The organism is Phenylobacterium sp. VNQ135 (assembly GCF_049445735.1).
Taxonomy (GTDB): Bacteria; Pseudomonadota; Alphaproteobacteria; order Caulobacterales; family Caulobacteraceae; genus Phenylobacterium.
In genome coordinates, this window is record NZ_JBMSDS010000001.1 from 175407 (window position 1) to 196348 (window position 20942).

The 20942-nt window shown below is 69.4% G+C and carries 20 protein-coding genes; 10 read left to right on the forward strand and 10 right to left on the reverse strand.

Going from position 1 to position 20942, the window contains the following annotated elements:
• Nucleotides 1–240: 240 nt before the first annotated feature.
• Both flaF and flbT read right to left on the reverse strand, forming a co-directional pair.
• Entirely contained in the window at nt 241–612 is a 372-nt protein-coding gene (flaF, locus tag ACO2Q0_RS00870) for a flagellar biosynthesis regulator FlaF (RefSeq protein WP_423349584.1), read from the reverse strand.
• The gene (gene flbT, locus ACO2Q0_RS00875; protein ID WP_423349585.1) at nt 602–997 is read right to left on the reverse strand and encodes a flagellar biosynthesis repressor FlbT; all 396 of its coding nucleotides are present in this window, start codon (nt 995–997) and stop codon (nt 602–604) included. Before flbT ends, flaF begins: the two co-directional genes overlap by 11 nt.
• 202 nt (nt 998–1199) lie before the next feature.
• On the opposite strand from flbT, the gene ACO2Q0_RS00880 reads away from it, so the two are divergent.
• The 4 genes from ACO2Q0_RS00880 to ACO2Q0_RS00895 all read left to right on the forward strand — a co-directional run bounded on the left by ACO2Q0_RS00880 (nt 1200) and on the right by ACO2Q0_RS00895 (nt 5483).
• Nucleotides 1200–2984 (forward strand): tetratricopeptide repeat protein, encoded by a 1785-nt coding sequence (locus ACO2Q0_RS00880; protein WP_423349586.1) that lies wholly within the window; start codon nt 1200–1202, stop codon nt 2982–2984.
• 72 nt (nt 2985–3056) lie between these two features.
• Complete coding sequence (locus ACO2Q0_RS00885) at nt 3057–3593, forward strand: hypothetical protein (RefSeq protein WP_423349587.1); 537 nt, start codon at nt 3057–3059, stop codon at nt 3591–3593.
• Nucleotides 3594–3715: 122 nt separating this feature from the next.
• Complete coding sequence (locus ACO2Q0_RS00890; protein WP_423349588.1) at nt 3716–4582, forward strand: AAA family ATPase; 867 nt, start codon at nt 3716–3718, stop codon at nt 4580–4582.
• 82 nt (nt 4583–4664) lie between these two features.
• Nucleotides 4665–5483, forward strand: a complete 819-nt coding sequence (locus ACO2Q0_RS00895) for a hypothetical protein (RefSeq protein WP_423349589.1) — start codon at nt 4665–4667, stop codon at nt 5481–5483.
• Here ACO2Q0_RS00895 and ACO2Q0_RS00900 read toward each other — a convergent pair.
• The gene (locus ACO2Q0_RS00900) at nt 5480–5854 is read right to left on the reverse strand and encodes a hypothetical protein (RefSeq protein WP_423349590.1); all 375 of its coding nucleotides are present in this window, start codon (nt 5852–5854) and stop codon (nt 5480–5482) included. The genes ACO2Q0_RS00895 and ACO2Q0_RS00900 overlap by 4 nt on opposite strands.
• 15 nt (nt 5855–5869) lie before the next feature.
• Complete coding sequence (locus tag ACO2Q0_RS00905; protein ID WP_423349591.1) at nt 5870–6682, reverse strand: universal stress protein; 813 nt, start codon at nt 6680–6682, stop codon at nt 5870–5872.
• Between the two features lie 108 nt (nt 6683–6790).
• On the opposite strand from ACO2Q0_RS00905, the gene ACO2Q0_RS00910 reads away from it, so the two are divergent.
• Nucleotides 6791–7435 carry a YfbR-like 5'-deoxynucleotidase gene (locus ACO2Q0_RS00910; RefSeq protein WP_423349592.1) on the forward strand — a complete coding sequence of 215 codons (645 nt, stop codon included), beginning with the start codon at nt 6791–6793 and terminating at the stop codon, nt 7433–7435.
• Nucleotides 7432–8412 (forward strand): NUDIX hydrolase, encoded by a 981-nt coding sequence (locus ACO2Q0_RS00915; RefSeq protein ID WP_423349593.1) that lies wholly within the window; start codon nt 7432–7434, stop codon nt 8410–8412. The genes ACO2Q0_RS00910 and ACO2Q0_RS00915 overlap by 4 nt, the downstream gene beginning before the upstream one ends.
• On the opposite strand, the gene ACO2Q0_RS00920 is transcribed toward ACO2Q0_RS00915, so the two are convergent.
• The 3 genes from ACO2Q0_RS00920 to ACO2Q0_RS00930 form a co-directional block, all read right to left on the reverse strand.
• Nucleotides 8409–9323 carry a sterol desaturase family protein gene (locus ACO2Q0_RS00920; RefSeq protein WP_423349594.1) on the reverse strand — a complete coding sequence of 305 codons (915 nt, stop codon included), beginning with the start codon at nt 9321–9323 and terminating at the stop codon, nt 8409–8411. The genes ACO2Q0_RS00915 and ACO2Q0_RS00920 overlap by 4 nt on opposite strands.
• On the reverse strand, nt 9320–9709 hold the full coding sequence (locus tag ACO2Q0_RS00925; RefSeq protein WP_423349595.1) for a hypothetical protein: 390 nt from the start codon (nt 9707–9709) through the stop codon (nt 9320–9322). Before ACO2Q0_RS00925 ends, ACO2Q0_RS00920 begins: the two co-directional genes overlap by 4 nt.
• A gap of 117 nt (nt 9710–9826) precedes the next feature.
• Nucleotides 9827–10357, reverse strand: coding sequence for a porin family protein (locus ACO2Q0_RS00930; RefSeq protein WP_423349596.1), 531 nt, complete (start codon nt 10355–10357; stop codon nt 9827–9829).
• Between the two features lie 202 nt (nt 10358–10559).
• On the opposite strand from ACO2Q0_RS00930, the gene ACO2Q0_RS00935 reads away from it, so the two are divergent.
• Genes ACO2Q0_RS00935 through ACO2Q0_RS00950 form a run of 4 tightly spaced genes read left to right on the forward strand, consistent with a single transcriptional unit; the run spans nt 10560 to nt 16650 of the window.
• Nucleotides 10560–11675 (forward strand): beta-ketoacyl-ACP synthase III, encoded by a 1116-nt coding sequence (locus tag ACO2Q0_RS00935; protein ID WP_423349597.1) that lies wholly within the window; start codon nt 10560–10562, stop codon nt 11673–11675.
• A 36-nt stretch (nt 11676–11711) separates the two neighbouring features.
• The gene (locus tag ACO2Q0_RS00940; protein ID WP_423349598.1) at nt 11712–13421 is read left to right on the forward strand and encodes an N-acyl-D-amino-acid deacylase family protein; all 1710 of its coding nucleotides are present in this window, start codon (nt 11712–11714) and stop codon (nt 13419–13421) included.
• A 48-nt stretch (nt 13422–13469) separates the two neighbouring features.
• The gene (locus ACO2Q0_RS00945; protein ID WP_423349599.1) at nt 13470–16028 is read left to right on the forward strand and encodes a M1 family metallopeptidase; all 2559 of its coding nucleotides are present in this window, start codon (nt 13470–13472) and stop codon (nt 16026–16028) included.
• 31 nt (nt 16029–16059) lie between these two features.
• The gene (locus ACO2Q0_RS00950; protein WP_423349600.1) at nt 16060–16650 is read left to right on the forward strand and encodes an exopolysaccharide biosynthesis protein; all 591 of its coding nucleotides are present in this window, start codon (nt 16060–16062) and stop codon (nt 16648–16650) included.
• Here the strand turns inward: ACO2Q0_RS00950 and ACO2Q0_RS00955 are convergent.
• The 3 genes from ACO2Q0_RS00955 to ppdK form a co-directional block, all read right to left on the reverse strand.
• Nucleotides 16647–17894: a hypothetical protein gene (locus ACO2Q0_RS00955; protein ID WP_423349601.1), complete on the reverse strand. Its 1248-nt coding sequence runs from the start codon at nt 17892–17894 to the stop codon at nt 16647–16649. The two genes, ACO2Q0_RS00950 and ACO2Q0_RS00955, sit on opposite strands and share 4 nt — an antisense overlap.
• A 47-nt stretch (nt 17895–17941) precedes the next feature.
• Complete coding sequence (locus ACO2Q0_RS00960; RefSeq protein ID WP_423349602.1) at nt 17942–18118, reverse strand: hypothetical protein; 177 nt, start codon at nt 18116–18118, stop codon at nt 17942–17944.
• 119 nt (nt 18119–18237) lie between these two features.
• Complete coding sequence (gene ppdK / locus ACO2Q0_RS00965) at nt 18238–20931, reverse strand: pyruvate, phosphate dikinase (protein ID WP_423349603.1); 2694 nt, start codon at nt 20929–20931, stop codon at nt 18238–18240.
• Nucleotides 20932–20942: the final 11 nt, after the last annotated feature.

Consider the following 20942-nt stretch of genomic DNA (forward strand, 5'->3'; position numbering starts at 1 on the left):
TTTTGCCGGGTGAGCGATTTTTCGCCCGCGGAAGGCCACGCAAGCGCCGGGCCAGGCTTAACCATGCGGCCAAGCTGTAGGGCCTTTGTTTTTATTCGGGTTTCCGGGCGATTCGGTGCGATTCGCACACATCGACGCGGGCCAAACCTGCCGGGCGGCAGGAACTGCCGGATCGGCATTGCGCCAACGAAAAAAGGCCGCGGCGAACCGCGGCCTCTGCAAACTGCGAAGCGTGTCCGGTCAGGCGGCTTCGGCCGCGCCCCCGTTACCGGCCAGGCCCTGCATGATCATGCGGTTGATCTCGATGAGCGGCTCGATCTCGTCCTGCTTCCGGATCACCAGGGTGGTGTGCTTGGACACCCAGATGCTGAGGGAAATAATCGAGGCGCGGAGCTGCGGCGGCAGCTTGTTCTCCGGGTTCTGGCAGTCCGACCCGAGCACCGCCCACATGCGGCGGTTCCAGTCCAGGGCGTCCACACGGCCGCGAAGGTCGTCGGGATCGCACCTGGCGGCTTCCATCAGGGCGCGGGTCACCTGCGCGAACAGCCGATATTCCATGTCGCGCGGGCTCTCTGACCGCGCAGCCGCCTGCTGATAGGCGTTAAGGGACATTCCCCAACCTCTCGTCTTCGTACTCGATAAGCCGGCGGCACAGCATCAGCGCCTTGTAGTACTCGCGCGCCATGCAGTGCTTGGAGATGCTCACGCAGTCGGCGAGGACCGTCGGATTGGCGATCACGCCCATGAACTCGGTCATCCGACGGACGAACTCGTCGTAGTAGCGATCGGCGCTGGGCTCATCGAGGTACATCATCATCACGGGGAAATAGATCCGCCGTGCGGGCGTGTTCGCCTCTTCCGCCTGCATGATGTCCTTCTCCCGAAGGACCGACGCCTTGTTCTGGAGGACGAGGACCGACCGGCGGTCGCCGTTCTGCACGACGGCTCCATTGAGGACGAACCTCTCTCCGGGCCTCAGCGACAATTTCAGCGGCAACGACGCCCCCCGAGTCTCACGCGTGCGAACCGGCTTTGCGATTCGAATGGACCATTGTCGCCTTCGGTCGGGCCCAGCGCACGCAAAGCGATAGCCGGGCCGAAGTTAACGGGCCCTTGCCGGAGCGCCTGGAGGGTCGCGCTTAAGTCGCCATTAAGCATATCCGCGCGAGCTACCTCCCTGTCCTCAGGAGCTTTCCCGTATGCCGCGTCAGGCCAGGCCCAGCGCCGATTCCGGACAGGCGCTTCAGATCGCCGCACCGCCGAAGACCGACCTGCTGGGGGGCGTCACGCCGGACGGCTCGCGCCGGACGCTGGAGAGCCTCAACGCCGCCATGGGCGAGCTGAAGGCCATGGCCGTACAGCCGTTCATCCAGCGCGCGGTCGCCGCGATCCAGGCCGAGGACGCCCAAGGCGCCGCCGAATGGGCCCTGAAGGCGCTGGCGACGGACGAGCGCAACGGCTTCGCCTGGTGCCTGCTGGGCATGGCGCGCGAGCGGGCCGGCGACTTCGTCTCCTCGATCACGGCCTATGAATCGGCCCTGCAGCTCCTTCCCGAGCAGGCCGAGATCGCCAATGACCTGGGCCGGCTCGCCATGCGCATGGGTATGCCGCAGCAGGCGGAGGGCTTCTTCCGGCACTTCCTGGCGCATCGCCCCGGTCACGCCGAGGCGGCCAACAACCTGGCCTGCGCGCTGCGCGTGTTGGGCCGCCGGGCCGAGGCGATCGACGTGCTGCGTCCGGCGATCCAGGAAGCGCCCGCCAACGCCATGCTCTGGAACAGCCTGGCCGCCGTGGTCGCAGAAGACGGCGACACGGGCAACGCCGAGCTCTTCTATGCCGAGGCGCTGCGGCTCGATCCCAGGTTCGCCAAAGCCCGCTACAACCTCGCCAACCTCCTGGCCGACCGCGGCGCCGTGGCCGAGGCCCTGCCCCACGTCGAGAAGGCGCTGAAGGCCACCAAGGCCGAGGACGAGCGGCAGATGATGCTGCTGGCGCGCTCCACTCTGCTCGTCGCGCTCGGACGCCTGGCCGAGGGCTGGGACGGCTACGAGGCCCGCCACCACCCGCAGTTCGCCGACACCCTGCAGTTCGCCGTCGAGCGCCCGCTGTGGGGTCCCGGCATGGACATCGCCGGCAAGTCGATGCTGGTCATCGGAGAGCAGGGCCTGGGCGACGAGATCCTGTTCGCCAATGTCTTCCCCGATCTCATCGAACGGCTGGGACCCGAGGGCCGGCTGACGATCGCGGTGGAGCCGCGCCTGGTCCCGCTGTTCGCCCGCAGTTTCCCGCAGGCCGACGTCGGCGCGCACGTGACCATCCAGCACGGGGGCCGCTCGGTGCGCCTGCTGCCGTTCCTGGAGGACGCCTCCGAGACCGATCTCTGGACGCCGATGGGCTCGCTGCTCCGTGAGTTCCGGCGCAGCGTCGCGGCCTACCCCGACCGGCCCCGGTTCCTTACCGCCGATCCCGAACGGGTCGCCCATTGGCGCGGCGTCCTCGAGGCCGCCCCGGCCGGCAAGAAGGTCGGCCTGCTCTGGAAGAGCGGCACGGCCCGCGGCGCGCGCCACCGCTACTTCTCGGCCTTCGAGCAGTGGGCGCCGGTGCTGCGGCAGAGCGGGATCGCCTTCGTGAACCTGCAGTACGGCGACTGCGCCGAAGAGCTCGCCCTGGCCAAGGCCGAGTTCGGCGTCGAGATCTGGGATCCGCCGGGGATCGACCTGAAGCAGGACCTGGACGACGTGGCCGCCCTCGCCTGCGCGCTGGACCTGGTGGCCGGCTTCTCGAACGCGACGTTCAACATCGCCGCCGCGTGCGGCGCGCCCGCCTGGCTGATCACCACGCCGGGCGCCTGGCCGCGGCTCGGCTGCACGGACCGCTATCCCTGGTATCCTCAGGCCAAGGTTTTCGCGCCGGAGACCTACGGCGACTGGGACACGGCGATGGCCCAGTTGGCGGACGCGCTGGGGGCCTGGGCCACCGCCTGAGGAACGGCCGGTTTTCCAAGGGGTTCTGCTTCAGGACGGCGCCGCACGGCGCCCAGCCTGAAGGAGACCCCCATGCCCGGCACGAGCTTCGAATCCGACGCCGACTTCGATCCCCAGGACCAGGCGGAAGCCTTCGACGAGAGCATGACCGTCGGCGGCGAAGGTTCGGTGGCGCTCGGCGGCGACAGCCCGCTGGCCGTCGGCGAGGAGATGCGCACCTTCGAAGAGCTGCCGGACGTCGAGGACCTCACCCAGCTCATGGGCGACCGTGACGACGACGAAGCCGTGGCCCTCGACGCCGACGAGTTCGATCCCGACGCGGTGGACGACCGCGACTTCGAAGAGGACAACGAGCTCGACTATCACGCCGCCACCGAGGAGCACGAGGACGACCTCGACGGCCTTGGCCCGGACGACGGCTTCAACGATCACCGGGTGCTCCGCAGCGAGATCGATGGTCTCGACGAAGTGCGCGATGCGGACGAGGCGGAGGGCGGCGAGGACGACTTCACCGACTTCCAGGCCCGTGACGTCTCCGACGCCGACCTGAAGGACATGGGATACTCGGAAGACCGCGGCGGGGAGACGCGCGCCAAGCCCGACGACTAGCGGCGGCTCCGCCGGACGCTGCGTAAGGCGCGGAACCGGCTTGAATGTCGCGCCGCGCCCTATAGGCTGCCCCCAGGCAAACAAACGTTCGAATGCGGGCCCCGCCCGCCTGGGGACCCTGAATGAGCCAGCGTTTCGAAGGCACCGAGAACTACGTCGCGACCGAGGACCTGAAGGTGGCGGTGAACGCCGCCATCGCCCTCGAGCGCCCGCTCCTGATCAAGGGCGAACCCGGCACGGGCAAGACGGTGCTGGCTTACGAGATCGCCAACGCCCTGGGGTCCGACCTGATCACCTGGCACATCAAGTCGACGACCAAGGCGGTCCAGGGCCTGTACGAATACGACGCCGTCTCGCGCCTGCGCGACAGCCAGCTCGGCGACGAGCGGGTGAAGGACGTCAAGAACTACATCAAGAAGGGCAAGCTCTGGGAAGCCTTCGAGCACGAGGGCCGGCCGGTGCTGCTGATCGACGAGATCGACAAGGCCGACATCGAATTCCCGAACGACCTCCTGCAGGAGCTCGATCGGATGGAGTTCTACGTCTACGAGACGAACGAAACGATCAAGGCCAAGGTCCGCCCGATCGTCATCATCACCTCGAACAACGAGAAGGAGCTGCCCGACGCCTTCCTGCGCCGCTGCTTCTTCCACTACATCCGCTTCCCCGACGCCGAGACGATGAACGAGATCGTCGAGGTGCACTATCCGGGCATCAAGCAGAAGCTGGTCGCCGAGGCGCTGCGCATCTTCTACGACATGCGCAAGGTGCCGGGCCTGAAGAAGAAGCCGTCGACGTCCGAGCTGCTGGACTGGCTGAAGCTCCTGATGGTCGAGGACATCGGCGAGGACGCGCTGAAGGAAAAGGATCCGACCAAGCTGATCCCGCCCCTGCACGGCGCGCTGCTCAAGAACGAGCAGGACGTCCACCTCTTCGAACGCCTGGCCTTCCTGGCCCGTCGCGAAGGGGCGGCGCGTCCGGGGCAATAGCCCCCGTCTTACCGCGAATTCACTCGCCTTTTTCGAGGGCTCCGGCCACGTTCTCACACGAACGGACTGGAGCCCTCGTCACATGAAGCCGCTGCTTCTCCTCGCCGCCGCCTCGGTCATCCCCCTCGCCGCCTGCACGGGCGCCAACCCCCCGCGCGCGGCGCTGGAATGCCCCGCCACCCAGGGCCAGCTCACCCGCACCGCTGCGGCCGCCGACGGCAAGACCTGCACCTACGTCTCCGCGGACGGCGCGGAGGTGACGCTGCGACTGATGCCGGTGTCGGGCGGCGCGTTCGCGACGCTGGACCGCCTGGAAGCCGAACTGCTCGCCCAGGCGGAAACCCAATCGACCGCCGTCGCCAAGGCCGGGGGCGCCATGTCCGACACCCAGCCGTCCGCGCAGAGCGCCGGAGACGCCCGCCGCGTGGCGAGCGAGGCGGCCAAGGACGCCGCCGGCGCCGAACCGGCCTCCGACGAACCTTCCGAGGATGGCGTCGACGTGCACATGGAGGACGGCAAGGTGGTGGTGGCCGAGGGCGGCAGCACGACCCGCGTGAACCTGCCGGGCATCCACATCGAGGCCGACGAGAACGACGACTCGGCGAGCGTCCGCATCGGGCCGCTGCACGTGGACGCCAACGGCGACGAGGCGGTCATGCGGGTGCGCCGTGACGTCCGGCTGAAGGGCGAGGCCCTGTCGCGCGAGAAGCGCGGCGTCCGCGCCACCTACATCGTCGGCGGCCGGAAGGGTGAAGAGCGCTCGGTGATCGGCTACGAGGCGGGCGGACCCAAGACGGGCCCGCTCGCCGTCGCCGTCGTCCGCGCCGACCAGAGCCTGGACCAGAGCGACGACATCTTCGACGACGTGAAGCGGCTGGTCCGGAAGAACGGCGGGGTCTAGCCGGCCGGCTGGACCTCCACGACCTTGTAAGTCAACGGACGGCCGTCCTCGTCGGTGACGGTCACGTACTCGCCCACCGCGAAGCGGTGTTCGCCCAGACGATGGACCGGCTCGTCGTCGGCCGCGTCGTCCTCGTCGTAGTCGAAGAACCAGCGCTGGCCCTTGCGGGCCAGCCGGCCGTCCACGGGATCCTCGTCGGGCGCGAACCGTCGAACGGTGCAGGCGTCCTTCGCCTTGGCGTAGGCGCTTTCGTCGAGCATGCCGTCGGCGGTCAGAGGCGCCGTCAGCGCATAGCCGCGGTGATCGTCGCCGCCGGCGAACTCGGTGCCGGGATTGCGAGCAAGCCGCATCACGATGCGCGACAGGGACATGAGGTCACCTCCAACCTAGTGGGAAAGAAATAGGGACGGCTGATCGGAATTCAGCAAGGTGCGGGTCGTTCCGCCGAAGATGAATTCCTGCAGACGCGGATGGCCGAAGGCGCCGGCCACCAGAAGATCGGCCTGCACCGCGGCCGCGGCATGCAGGAGCGCCGGGGCGGCGTCGCCGCTGTCGGGCAGCACCTGCAGTTCGGATTTCACGGCCCGGGCGGCGTAATAGTCCTGCAGCCGGGCGGGATCGAAGGTGCGCGAACTGGCCTTGGGCGCCGCCAGGATCACGACGCGGCTCGCCTTCTCCAGAAGCGGCAGAGCCAATCGGGCGGCCCGGGACGCCTCCTTGCCGCCGTCCCACGCCACGGCCACGACGCCGCCCACCCTGAGGCCGGCCCGAGCGACCACCACAGGGCGCTGCTCGTCGGCGACCATCTGCTGGAAGGCTTCGGCGAGGGGCCCCCGGCCACGCGCGGGGTCGTCGCCGAACACGATCACGTCGGACAGCCGGCTCTCGGCGGACAGTCCCGCCCACACCGGCGTCTGCAGGGCGATGAAGCGGGCCTTGGCGTAGCCCACGGCCTCGAGCGCGGCGCGCGCGCTCTTCTCGCCGGCGGTCGCGGCCTCCTTCAGGGATTCCAGAGCCGTCGTCTGCACCCCGCCCAGGAAGCCTTCGCCCATCCAGGGCATCACATCGGCCACGTCCGCCGGCGTATAGACGCCGGCCACTTCCGCGCCGAAGGGCTCCGCCAGGATGGCGGCCGCAGCCACCGTCGCGCGGTCGCCCTGCCCGCCCGAGAGCGGCGCCATGACACGGGCCCAGCTCATCCGTTCATCCTTCATCCACGACCGTTTGGACCCTCGCCCGCCGCCCCGGCATTGATCTTTCTCAGGTCCTGGGTCAGTTCACGGCCTGACTGTGGAGGTAATGCGCCGGTGAGAAAAGGGCTGCGCCGAACGGCTCAGGCGCCGAGGGCCTGGCAGCGCATGCTGTCGGGGCGGCGGCTGGACCTGCTCGACCCCTCGCCGCTCGACATCGAGATCGAGGACATTGCCCACGGCCTGGCGCGGGTGGCGCGCTGGAACGGTCAGACGGTGGGCCAACACGCGTTCTCCGTGGCGCAGCATTCCGTCGTGGTCGAGGAGATCGTCGCCCACATCCAGCCCGACATCGAGCCGCGCTGGCGTCTCGCCGCCCTGTTGCACGATGCCTCGGAGTACGTGATCGGGGACATGATCAGCCCGTTCAAGGCGGCGCTGGGCATGGACTACAAGCTGTTCGAGGAGCGGCTCGAGAACGCGATCCACGTCCGCTTCGGCCTGCCGGCCAAGACTCCGCTCGCCGTCAAGAAGCTGATCAAGCAGGCCGACCGCGCCTGCGCCTTCTTCGAGGCGACCCAACTCGCCGGCTTCACCCATGAGGAGGCGCTGGATTTCTTCGGTGCGCCGCCTGCCGGCTATGCGCTGAAGATCGACCCCCAGGCCCCGTTCGACGCCCAGGCGCGCTACCTGCACCGGTTCGAGGTGCTGTCCGAGGCGGCCGGCTATCGCCCGCACGCCCAGGCCTTCGATACGGAATGACGATGGGCGCCAGCATGGTGGTCATCGGGCTCTCGGCGGTGGTCGTCGCCATCCGCGAGGGCGAGGCCGTGGTGCTGACCGTGCGCGATCGGGCCGGCGGCACGGACGCCTGTGGCCTTCCCTTCGGTCCGTTCGATCCCGAAGGCCACCGCACCTTCGAGCTCGCGATGCGGGCCTTCGTCACCGAGCAGACGCGGTTCAACCTGGGCTACGTCGAACAACTGTACACCTTCGGCGACAAGGGCCGCGACGCGCCCCTGGCCGACGTCGGCGTGCCCGAAGGCGCGGGCGGACGAGCGCGGGTCATCTCGGTCGGCTACCTGGCGCTCGCGCCGGCCGCCGTCGACACCCATTTCCAGGGGAGCGAGTGGCGCGCCTGGGCGCGCTTCTTTCCCTGGGAAGACTGGCGGCAGGGACGACCCGCCGCGCTGCAGGCGCTCGAGCCGGCGCTGCGGGCCTGGGCCGCGGGCGGAGGCCAGCGACTGGCGCGCGCGCGCCTGCTCTTCGCCCTCGACGATGCGCCCTGGAACGAGGAGCGGGTGCTGGAGCGCTACGAGCTGCTTTACGAGGCTGGCCTCGTGCAGGAGGCCGCCCGCGACCGGGGCGAGGTCCCGCCGGCCCAGAGCGACGCCCTGAAGGCCGCCATGGGCGAGCCGATGATCTCGGACCACCGCCGGATCCTGGCCACGGCGCTGGGCCGCCTCCGTGGCAAGCTGAAGTACCGCCCCGTGATCTTCGAATTGATGCCGGAGGCGTTCACGCTGTCGGCTCTGCAGCGCACGGTGGAGGCCATCGCCGGCGTGCCGCTGCACAAGCAGAACTTCCGGCGCGCGTTGGAACGGGCGGAGCTGGTGGAGGGTCTTGGCCGCCTGGACGCCGAAACGGGCGGCCGGCCCGCCGAGCTCTTCCGCTTCCGGCGCGAGGTGCTGGACGCCCGCCCCGTCTCGGGCCTGAGCCTGCCGCTGCTGCGGGACTAGGCCGCCTCATCCAGCTTGGGGGCCGGCGTCGCGCGCCGCGCCTCCCACTCGGCCTTGAGCTGGGCGCTCGTCTCGCGGCTGCCGTCAGGGCTCCAGCCGGGCGGACCGAACAGCCAGCCGAGCGCGTGCCGCGGCTGGCGTACGATGTCCTGGGCGATGCCGATCCACTCGTGGAAGGCGACGCGCACGATGTTGAACGTGCCGAGGTTCTTCACCAGGCCGTAGCGGCACGGCTCCTCGTCCAGCTCCGGCTGGAAGGTGCCGAACAGGCGGTCCCAGACGATCAGGATGCCGGCGTAGTTCCGGTCGAGGTAGCGTGGATTACGGGCGTGGTGCACCCGGTGATGCGAGGGCGTGTTGAACACGGCCTCGAACCAGGCCGGCAGGCGGCGGATGGCCTCGGTGTGGATCCAGTACTGGTAGACGAGACTGATGCCCTTCTGGATGGCGATCATCGCCGGCGGGAAGCCGATGAAGGCGAGCGGAAGCCACAGGAGCCAGGTGCCCGCCACGCCGCCGGTCCAGGTCTGCCGCAGCGCCGTCGACAGGTTGTAGTGCTGGCTGGAGTGGTGGTTCACGTGGCTCGCCCACCAGAACCGCCGCTCGTGCGCGAGGCGGTGGAACCAGTAGTAGGTCATGTCCTCGAGGAGGAAGATGGCGACCCAGGCCCAGACCGCCGTCATTGGGATGTCGAACAGGCGATACTGATAGACCCAGAGGCTGGCAGCCGCCGTCGCCCCGCCGATCAGCACGCCGGCGACGGTGGAGCCGAGGCCCATGCCCAGCGAGACGGCGGTGTCCTTGGCCTCGTAGTTGGCGCGCAGCTTGCCGAGGCGGGTCAGCACGATCTCGAGGATGATGGTCAGGATGAAGAACGGGGTCGCGAGCGTGACCGGGTCGAAGGTCTTCATGCGGCTAGGTCCTTCGGCGGCCAGGCCGGCAGATTGAGGAAGGCCTTCGGCGCGGCGACGTCGGCCAGGTCGACGCAGAGGCGGCCGTGCCGGAAGCTGGCCTGCAAGGCCTGGGCCCAGGGGATCTGGCGGGCCACGTAGCCGTCGCCCAGCCGGCAGATCACCAGCGCCAGGCCGCCCGACTTGGCCAGAGCCCCCTGCCCGTCCGAAGCCACCCAAATCGCGTCCAGCCGGCGGCCGGGGAATTCATCCTCCAGCAGCGCGCGGGCCCTGGCGTCGTCCAGCGGGCCTGTCGGCCGGGCGATCCTGGCCCACGCCGCGAGACCGACGAGCAGCGCCACCGCCACGCCCGAGGCGAAGAGCTGGATGAAGAACGCCTGGCCCAAGGGCCTTTCCTCCGTACCCGTTTTCGGAGGAGCGTGGTCGCCGCGGACCGTCCGGTCAAGAAGAAGCCCCCCCGTCGCCGGGAGGGCTTCCATGTGTCACAGCGATCGAAGGCGCCGTTAGAACTTGCGCGTGTAGGCGACCGACCAGACGTCGGCGTTGCCGCCGTCGAAGTCATGGCGGGTCCAGTCGATGCGGACGCCGTTGACGCCGTCGAAGTGGTGCTGGGCGCCGACGCCGTAGTTCCAGGACGAGCCGTCGTCCGAGGCGGAGACGCCGCCGGCGGAGCCCTTGATCTTGGTGGTGCCGTAGCCGAAGCGGGCAAAGACGTCGGTGTTGGCGCCCACGGGCGCGAAGCCCACGACATAGGCGGCGAGCTGGTGCTTCAGTTCGACGTTCACATTCGTGCCGCCGAAGTCGATGTCATCGTCCTTGACGCCAATGGCGGCCTCGCCTTCGACGCCGAGCCAGCTGTTGGCGCGATAGCCGAGGCGGCCCTGCAGGGCGCCCAGGTTCACGCCGTCGCCGTCGACATGGGCATAGCCGGCCGTCGCATAGACGTTGCTCACCGGCGCGCTCTGCGCCTGGGCGATGGCGGGCACGGTGAACGCGAGGGCGGCAGCCGAGGCGGCGGCAAAGAGAGCTTTCATGTCAGGAACTCCACTCAGTTTGGTCTCAGCTCCCCCGAGCCGGGGTTAGGTCGGCGTCAAACGCGGCCCGGTCCGGCCGGTTCTGTGGCGAAGCTTTGTTCCCGGCCCACCTGTGGCCCTGCGGCCACATGGCGGATGCGCGCCCCGATGACCTGAGCGCCCGGCGTGCTATCAGTCGCGCCGCAAGTATCGGGGAAGACTCATGACCGCCGCCGTGATCGCCGCCACCGGCCTCCACACGCCTTCGGAAAGCCTGTCGAACGCCGAACTGGTCGAGACCTTCAACACCTATGTCGAGCGCTTCAATGCGGCGAACGCGGAGGCGATCGCCGCGGGCGAGGTCCAGGCGCTGACGCCCTCGTCCGCCGAGTTCATCGAGAAGGCCTCGGGCATCAAGTCGCGCTACGTCGTGAACAAGGCCGGGCTGGTCGACCCGGAGCTGATGCGCCCGATCATCCCCGAACGCTCCAACGAGGAGCTGTCGATCCTGGCCGAGATCGCCGTCGAGGCGGCCAAGGACGCCCTCGCCCGCTGGGGCAAGCCGGCGTCCGAGATCGACGCGGTGATCTGCGCCGCCTCCAACATGCAGCGGGCCTATCCCGCCATGGCCATCGAGGTGCAGCAGGCCCTGGGCATCGAGGGCTTCGCCTTCGACATGAACGTGGCCTGCTCGTCCGCCACCTTCGGCATCAAGACGGCGGCGGACTTCGTGGCGTCGGGCTCGGCGCGGGCCGTCCTGATGGTCAATCCGGAAATCTGTTCGGGCCACCTGAACTTCCGCGACCGCGACAGCCATTTCATCTTCGGAGACGTGGCGACCGCGGTGATCGTCGAGCGCGCCGATCAGGCCAAGGACGGCTGGGAGATCCTCGGCACGCGGCTGAAGACCCAGTTCTCGAACAACATCCGCAACAACTTCGGCTTCCTGAACCGTGCGGCGCCCGAGGGCGTGGGCCAGCCCGACAAGCTGTTCGTGCAGGAAGGCCGCAAGGTGTTCCGCGAGGTCGTCCCGATGGTCTCGGAGATGATCGTCGACCACGCCACCGACCTGGGGATCGATCCCACGGGGCTGAAGCGCCTGTGGCTCCACCAGGCGAACATCAACATGAACGAGCTGATCGGGAAGCGCGTCCTCGGCCGCGAACCGCAGCCGGGCGAGAACGTCATCATCCTCGACGAATACGCCAACACCTCCTCGGCCGGTTCGATCATCGCCTTCCACAAGGCCAACGACGACTTCCAGGCAGGCGAAACCGGCCTGATCTGCTCGTTCGGCGCCGGCTATTCCGCGGGCACGGTGTTCGTCCGCAAGCGGTGAGGCTAGGCTCCCTCGGTTCGAGAGAGTCTGTTCCACATGCGCAAATTCATCGCCGCCGCCGCCGCCCTGCTGACCGGGGCCGCCGCGTCGCCGTCCTATGATGTCCTCATCCGCGGCGGCGAGATCTACGACGGCACGGGCGCAGGTCCCCTGCGCGGCGACGTGGGCGTGAAGGGCGACCGGATCGTCTGCGTCGGGAGCTGTCCTGCCGGCGCGGCGAAGAAGACCATCGATGCGGCAGGCCAGGCTGTCTCGCCGGGCTTCATCAACATGCTCTCCTGGTCAAACGACAGCCTCATCGCCGACGGCCGCGGCCTGTCCGAGCTGAAGCAGGGCGTGACGCTCGAGGTGATGGGCGAAGGCTCCTCGATGGGGCCCTGGAGCGCGGCCCAGAAGGCCGACGACCTCCGCCGCCAGGGCGACATCAAGTACGACGTCACCTGGACGACCCTCGACGAATACCTCCGCCACCTGGAGGCGCGCGGCGTGTCGCTGAACGTCGCCTCGTTCGTGGGCGCCGAGACGGTGCGGGTGAACGTGCTGGGCGAGGACGACGTCGACCCGACGCCCGAGCAGCTCGCGAGGATGCGCACCCTAGTCGTCCAGGCGATGGAGGACGGCGCCATGGGCGTCGGCACCTCGCTGATCTACGCCTCCGGCAATTACGCCGAGACGGACGAACTGGTGGCGCTGACCACAGAGGCCGGGCGCTGCGGCGGCATGTACATCAGCCACATGCGCTCGGAGGGGAACCGCCTGCTGGAGGCCATCGACGAGCTGATCGAGATTTCCCGCCGTTCGGGCGCGCCCGCCGAGATCTACCACCTCAAGGCCAGCGGCCAGGCCAACTGGGGCAAGCTCGACCAGGCGATCGCCAAGGTCGAGGCCGCGCGCGGCCAGGGCCTGCGGATCACCGCCGACATGTACACCTATCCGGCGGGCTCCACGGGGCTCGACGCGGCGATGCCGGTGTGGGTTCAGGCCGGCGGCGTCGAGAAGTGGATCGAGCGCCTGAAGGACCCCGCCACCCGCGCCAAGGTGAAGGCCGAGATGCTGGCCGACGGCACGAGCTGGGAGAACCTCATGCGGCACGCGGGGCCGGAGGGCACGCTGCTGGTCGGCTTCAAGAACCCGAAGCTCAAGCCGCTCACCGGCAAGACCCTGGCCCAGGTGGCGAAGGATCGCGGAGTCAGCCCGCAGGACGCGGCCATCGATCTCGTCATCGAGGACGGCAGCCGGGTGCAGGTGGTCTATTTCCTGATGAGCGAGGAGAACGTCGCCCGGCAGACCACCCTGCCCTGGATGAGCTTCGGCTCCGACGCCGAGGCCCAGGCGCCCGAAGGGCCGTTCCTGCTCTCCTCCACCCACCCGCGCGCCTACGGCAACTTCGTCCGCGTGCTGGCGAAGTACGTCCGCGACGAGAAGCGGCTGACGCTGGCCGACGCGGTCCGCAAGCTGTCGGGCCAGCCGGCGCACAACCTCGGCCTTCGCGAGCGGGGCCTGCTGAAGCCCGGCTACTTCGCCGACGTCGTGGTGTTCGACCCCGCCAAGGTTCAGGACCACGCCACCTTCGAGAAGCCGCAGCAGCTCGCCACTGGGGTGAACTACGTCGTGGTCAACGGCCAGCTCGCCCTGGAGGACGGCGAGGCCACGAAGGCGCGGCCGGGCCGCGTCGTGCGCGGCCGCGGCTGGAAGGGATGGCCGGACGGCGGCTGTCGCGCCAAGGCCTCCGACTGGAGCTGGTGACAGCGGATTAACTTGGCTTCGGCCCAGGCGGCCGGTTCTCTAGCGCCCATGCGCTCGATTCTGCTCGCCCTCGCCCTTTTCGTCGCCGGCCCGGCGCTGGCGGAAGTCCCGACCCAGCTGCCCCGGACCGCCGATCCGGTCGCCTACGACCTGACGCTGACGCCGGACCTGGCGAAGCTGACGTTCAAGGGCAAGGTGGCGGTGACCTATGAAGCCAAAGCGGCCGGCGACCGGGTCGTGCTGAACGCCGCCGATCTCGACATCGCTTCGGCCGCCATCGACGGCGCGCCGGCCAAGGTCACGCTGGACGCCGCGGCGCAGACGGCGACCTTCGTGGCGGCAAGGCCCCTGTCCGCCGGACGCCACGTGCTCACCGTCGACTATGCCGGCAAGATCCAGGATCGCCCGAGCGGCCTGTTCCACGTGGACTACGAGGGCGGCCGGATGCTGGCCACCCAGTTCGAGCCGGCCGACGCGCGCCGCCTGCTGCCCCTGTTCGACGAGCCCGCCAAGAAGGCGGTGTTCACCGTCTCGGCCGTGGTGCCGCAGACGCTGACGGCGGTCTCCAACATGCCGGAAACCTCCAGCCAGCCGGTGGCCGGCGGGCTGAAGCACGTCCGCTTCGCGCCCTCGCCCAAGATGAGCTCCTACCTGCTGTTCTTCGGCCTGGGAGACTTCGAGCGCATCTCCAGCGACGTCGACGGGACGAAGGTCAGCGTCCTGATGCGGCGCGGCGACGCCGAGAAGGGCCGTTTCGCCCTGAACGCCGCCGCCGAGCTGGTCCGCTACTACAACGACTATTTCGGCGTGAAGTACCCGCTGCCCAAGCTCGATCTGGTGGGCGCGCCCGGCGAGGCGGCCGGCGCCATGGAGAACTGGGGCGCGATCCTCTTCACCCAGACGTACCTCACCGTGGACCCGAAGCTCTCGACCGCGGCCGACCGGCAGACGGTCTACATGGTCGTCGCCCACGAGATCGCGCACATGTGGTTCGGCGACATCGTCACCATGGCCTGGTGGGACGACCTGTGGCTGAACGAGGGCTTCGCGAGCTGGATGGCCTCCAAGGCCACCGACCACTTCCACCCCGAGTGGAAGTACCTGCTGACCGCGCTGGCCGATAAGGACCAGGCCCTGCGGCTCGACGCCCGGAGCGCGACGCACCCGGTGGTCCAGCCGGTCGAGACCGTGGCCCAGGCCGAACAGGCCTTCGACGACATCACCTACATGAAGGGCGAGGCGGTGATCCGGATGCTGGAAGGCTATGCCGGGGCCGACGCCTGGCGCGAGGGCGTGCGGGCGCACATTCGCGACCACGCCTACGGCAATGCCACGAGCGCCGACCTCTGGCGCGCCATCGACAAGGCGGCCGGCAAGCCGGTCTCCGCCATCGCTCACGACTTCACGTTCCAGCCCGGCGTACCGCTGATTTCGGTGTCCGGCGGCACGGCCGCCACCCTTGCCCAGGGCCGGTTCGGCGCGGATGAGGCCTCCAAGACCCCGCAGACCTGGCGCACGCCGGTGCGGCTGCGCCGCCTCGCCGGCGGGGCTGTCCAGGAGCTCGTCGTTTCCGGCGACCGGCCGCAGCCGTCGCCCTTGCCCGGACCCGTCGTCGCGAACGCCGGCCAGACGGGCTACTTCCGGACCCTCTACGACGAGGCCGCTTTCGCGCCCATCGCCGCCCGGCTGGGCGCGCTGCCGGCGGCCGACCAGTTCGGGCTGCTGAACGACGGCTATGCCCTCGGCATGGCCGGCTATGGCCCGATCTCCAACTATCTGCGCCTCGTCGGCGCCCTGCCGGTCGAGGCCGACCCGCTGGTCTGGCGCGAGCAGGCCCGGGTCGTCGCGGGCATCGACGACTACTACGACGCCGGCCCGCGTCGGGACGCCTACCGCGCCTGGGCCACGGGCGTGCTGCACAAGGCTCTGGACCGCGTCGGGCTCGACGCCAGGGCTGGCGAGCCCGACAACGATGCGGTGGCCCGCGAGCGGCTGCTGGAGGCGCTGAGCCAGCTTGGCGACCGCGCCGTCATCGCGGAAGCGCGTCGGCGCTACGAGGCCGTCGGCGGCGAGCTCGGCAGGCTCTCGTCGGCCGTGGAACGCCGCTGGGTGCAGGCGACGGTCGCCCGGGCCGCCACGCCCGCCGAGTTCGACGCCCTGTTGGCCCTCGCCCGCCGCACGTCCGACCCGCTGGAGCGGCAGCGCATCTGGACCGACCTGGCCGCGGTGAACGACCCAGCGCTCGCCCAGCGCATGCTCGAGCTCGCCATCACCGACCAGCCGCCATCGAACACCGGCTCTCGGCTGGTGCAGGCGGTCGCCGCCGGTCATCCAGACCTGGCCTGGCGCTTCAGCCTCGCCAACCTTCCGCAGATCACCCGGAGCACCGACGCCCTGACCCGGTCCAGCTTCGCGCCCAACATCGCCGGCTATTCCCACGATCCGAAGCGCGCCGAGGAGCTGGAAGCCTACGCCAGGCAGAACATCCCAGAGGACGCCTGGGGCGAGGTGCGCGTCGCGCTCTCGCGGATCCGCACGGCCGCCGAAATCCGCGAAAAGCGGCTGCCGGGCGTCGACGCCTGGCTGACCGGGCGCCGCCGCCCGTAGCCTAAGGGCGCCTTCGCGCGTTGAGGCCTCCATGGCTGACGCGCCGAAGGATCTAGAAGGCCTGCTCGACGATCTGAACGAGGTCGCCCGGAGGGCCGGCCCGAAGGTCTCGGTCGAGGAAATCTACTGCGCCGTCGGCGAGCGCTCGTTCGGACCGCTCCTGCTGCTGGCGGGGCTGCTCGGCATGACGCCTGTCTCGGCCATTCCCGGCGCACCCACCGCGCTCGCGATCATGACCCTTCTGATCGCGGGTCAGCTCCTCTTCGGCCGCAAGACGCTCTGGCTGCCCCGCCGCCTGCTGCGGCTCTCGGTTCCGGCGGGCAAGCTGCAGTCCACGGTGAAGGTCGCCCGGCGACCCGCCCGGGTGGTCGACCGGATCGTCCGGCCCAGGCTCGCCTTCCTCACCGGCGGGCTCGCCGACAGGATCGTGGCGGCCGCCTGCATGGTGGTGGCCCTGGCCGTGCCGCCGCTGGAGCTGTTGCCTTTCGTGGCCTTCGTGCCCGCCACCGCCATCGCCGCGTTCGGCCTGGGCCTCGTGGCGCGCGACGGTCTCCTGATCCTCGTCGCGTTCATGGCCAGCGCCGGAACCCTCCTCCTGATCGCCCGGCAGCTGTTCTTCTAGCTCCAGTTGGCGTCCGGGCGCATCTTCATCGCCCGCGCGGCCTCGACGATATCCGCCAGGTCCACCGGATCGCTCAGCGGGTCCTCATCGAGCCGGGTGACGCGGTTCAGCCGCTTCTGCCAGCGACGCAGCTCGTCGCAGTAGGCGACGACAGGCACGCGCCGGAGATCGCCGTCGTCCTCGATGAGGTCGCACAGGCCGTTGTGGACCCAGGTCCCCTTGTGCCAGTCCGGCATGTCCACGGCGGGGAACAGGCAGACGCCGTGCAGATCGATGCCCATGTCGACGGCGGCGAGCGCCTCCTGCACCACGTCGCGCAGCCAGTGGTGGCGGCCCTCCTCGAGCCCGCTGGTCTCGGCCACGATCATCGGCCGGCGGTAGCGCTCGTAGGCGAACTTCAGCAGGTCGCAGAGCGGGACGATCCGGTCGTCGTAGCGCGGCAGGGCGGCGTGAGGGCCGTGCTCGCGATACTCCATCTGACCGAACGAGTAGCAATTGACGCCGACGATATCGAGGATGTCCGGCGTCCCGCCGAGTTCGGGGTGGCGCTTGCCGGCCAGAATGTCCCAGGCCACGAACGTGTCGTCGTAAGTCTCCTTCCACGCCGCCGGCGCCAGGTCGGGCCGATCCCGCGGCGCGACCACGTTGACGAGGGGATCGATGTGGACCATCCGCGCCTCAGGACAGACCTCGCGGATGGCTTTCACCGCCGCGATGTCGGCCGCGCACAGTCGCTTGCGGAATTCGAAGCGCCGTTCGCGGGTCCTGCCCCACGGCGCGGTCCAGGCCCATTCGCCGCCGCAGAAGGCGAAGAACGTGATCTCGTTCACCGGCGTGAAGAAGTGGGGTCCCGGCAGGCGCGGGATCACGTGCTCGGCCACGGCGCGGGCATAGTCGGCGAAGCGCAGGGCGAAGTCGGGCCCGAAGGGATCCGCGTCGTCGGGGTAGCCGTAATGGCAAAGGTCCCAGATGGGCAGCACGTGCTGGGCGTGCATCGCCTCGATCAGCGGCTCGATGGATGAGAAGTCGTAGCGGCCGGCGCCCTTGTCGATGAGCGGCCACGCCGCGCCCTCACGGGCGACGCCGATCCCCAGGTGGCGAAGGAAGGCGTAGTCCTCCTGGGCGTGTTCCCGATGGCGCGTCTCCGCGACGAGATCGCGGCGGCCCTGGTCCTTCCAGACGAAGGTCGAGCATTCGAAGCCGGACAGGAAGAAGGTCGGGAAGATGCCCTCGGAAGCGCCCATGGACGCCTAACCGGCGTGGAGCTTCGCCGTTCCCGGCGATCCGTGCCTTACCTGAAGAGGAGCAGCGCACCGCCTGCCAGCAGGGCCCAGAGCAAGGCCGATCCGAACACCGCGATGGCCAGGCCCGCGACCCGCATCCAGCGGACCCGCACCCGCCGGCGGCGGGGCAGCTCGACGATCGGAACGGGCGGCGGAAGGGCCGCCGGTCGCGGGACGTAGACCATTCGGCGAACCTAGCGGGCGGGCGCGCCAGGCTCTACCGAGCGGCTATCCATTCGTCGCACGCGCGACATCGCCCGTCGCAGCAGGGCGGCCGGCGGCGCGCCGGCCGCGCCCGAGCGCGTCAGCGATCCTTCTCGCGCTCGCCGATGGCCGCCTGGGCGGCCGCAAGGCGTGCGATCGGCACGCGGTAGGGCGAGCAGCTCACGTAATCCAGGCCGACCTTCTCGCAGAACTGGATCGAGGCCGGGTCGCCGCCATGCTCGCCGCAGATGCCCAGCTTCACACCTGGCCGCGCCGCGCGGCCGCGTTCGGCGGCGATCCGGATGAGATCGCCGACGCCTTCCTGGTCGAGGCTGACGAAGGGATCCTTCTCGAAGATGCCCTTCTCGATGTAGTGGCCCAGGAACCGGCCGCTGTCGTCCCGGCTGATGCCGAACGTCGTCTGGGTCAGGTCGTTGGTGCCGAACGAGAAGAACTCCGCGTTCTCGGCGAGATCGGCCGCGCGGATGGCCGCCCGCGGAAGCTCGATCATGGTGCCGACCATGTACTCGATCTGGCGACCCTTCTCGTCCATGACGGTTTTCGCCGTCCGGTCCGTGAGTTCGCGCAGGAACTTCATCTCCTCGCCCTTGGCGACGAGGGGGTGCATGATTTCCGGGATCGGCGCCGGGCGGCCCTCGCCGGCCACCTCGATGGCGGCTTCGAGGATGGCGCGGACCTGCATCTCGTAGATCTCGGGGTAGGCCACGCCCAGGCGGCAGCCGCGGTGGCCCAGCATCGGGTTCACCTCGTGCAGCTCCTGCGCACGGCGCATCAGCTTTTTCGGATCGAGACCGGTCGCCTCGGCCACGGCGGCTAGGTCTTCCTCGGTGTGAGGCAGGAACTCGTGGAGCGGCGGATCCAGCAGCCGGATGGTGACCGGCAGGCCTTCCATGATCTTGAACAGCTCGACGAAGTCCTGCCGTTGCATGGGCAGGATCTTGGCCAGGGCGGTCCGGCGGCCCGCTTCGTCGTCAGCCAGGATCATCTCGCGCACGGCGGCGATCCGGGCGGGATCGAAGAACATGTGCTCGGTGCGGCAGAGGCCGATGCCCTCCGCGCCGAACTGGCGCGCGGCCCCAGCGTCCATCGCGGTTTCGGCGTTCGCCCGCACCTTCAGCCGGCGGAAGCCGTCCGCCCAGCCCATCAGGGCGCCGAAGTCGCCCGACAGCTCGGGCTCGATCATCTTCACGGCGCCCGCCAGCACCTCGCCCGTCGAGCCGTCGATCGTGATGATGTCGTACGTCTTGAACGTCCGGCCGCGGCAGTGGAACTCCTGGGCCTTCTGGTCGATGCGGATCTCGCCGGCGCCCGAGACACAGGGGCGGCCCATGCCACGGGCGACCACGGCGGCGTGGCTGGTCATGCCGCCGCGGGCGGTGACGATCCCGCGGGCGGCGTCCATGCCGCGGATGTCCTCGGGGCTCGTCTCCTCGCGCAGCAGGATCACCGCCTCGCCGGCGCCGCCCAGCTTCTCGGCCTCCTCGGCAGTGAAGACAACCTTGCCGGTCGCCGCGCCGGGCGAAGCCGGAAGGCCCGTGGCGATAACGTCGCGGGGGCTGCCCGGATCGATCGTCGGGTGCAGCAGCTGGTCGAGGCTCTGCGGCTCGACCCGCATCACCGCCTCTTCCTTGGAGATGAGACCCTCTGAGGCGAGATCGACGGCGACCTTGAGGGCGGCCTTGGCGGTCCGCTTCCCGTTGCGCGTCTGCAGCATGTACAGACGGCCCTTCTCCACCGTGAACTCGATGTCCTGCATGTCGCGGTAGTGCTTCTCGAGCTTCTCCACGACGGCCTTGAACTGGGTGAAGACCTCCGGCAGCGCCTCCTCCATGGACGGCGACACGTCGCCCATTTCCTCGCGCGCGGCGCGGGTCAGGGGCTGGGGCGTGCGGATGCCGGCCACGACGTCCTCACCCTGGGCGTTGATCAGGAACTCGCCGTACAGCTTGTTCTCGCCGGTGGACGGATTGCGAGTGAAGGCCACGCCCGTGGCGCTGCTCTCGCCCATGTTGCCGAACACCATCGACTGGACGTTGACCGCGGTGCCCCAGCTTTCGGGGATGTCGTGCATGCGGCGGTAGAACTTCGCCCGGTCGTTCATCCAGCTCGCGAACACAGCGCCGATGGCGCCCCAGAGCTGCTCATGCGGGTCCTGCGGGAACGGCCGGCCCAGCTCGCCTTCCACGGCGCGCTTGTAGTCGGCGACGACGGCTTCCCAGTCCTTGGCGGTCAGGTCCGTGTCGACCCGGGCGTCCAGCCGGTCCTTATGCTCGTCGAGGATCTCCTCGAACATGTGGTGGTCGAGATCGAGCACCACGTTCGAGTACATCTGGATGAAGCGGCGGTAGCTGTCGAAGGCGAAGCGGCGGTCGCCGGAGAGCTTCGCAAGGCCGTCCACCGTCTCGTCGTTGAGGCCGAGATTCAGGACCGTGTCCATCATCCCCGGCATCGAGGCTCGGGCGCCGGAGCGCACCGAGACCAGCAGCGGATTGCCGGCGTCGCCGAAGGTCTTGCTGGTGAGCTCTTCGACCTTCTTGAGGCCCTGGGCGACCTGGTCCTTCAGGTCCGCCGGATAGCTCTTGCCGTTGGCGTAGTAGAAGACGCAGGCCTCGGTCGTGATGGTGAAGCCCGGCGGGACCGGCAGGCCCAGCGACGACATCTCGGCCAGGTTCGCGCCCTTGCCGCCCAGCAGGTTCTTCATCGAGGCGTCGCCATCCGCGCCGCCGCCGCCGAAGGCATAGACCCACCGCGTCTTCACCATCGTGTCGGCCATAACGTCTTCAC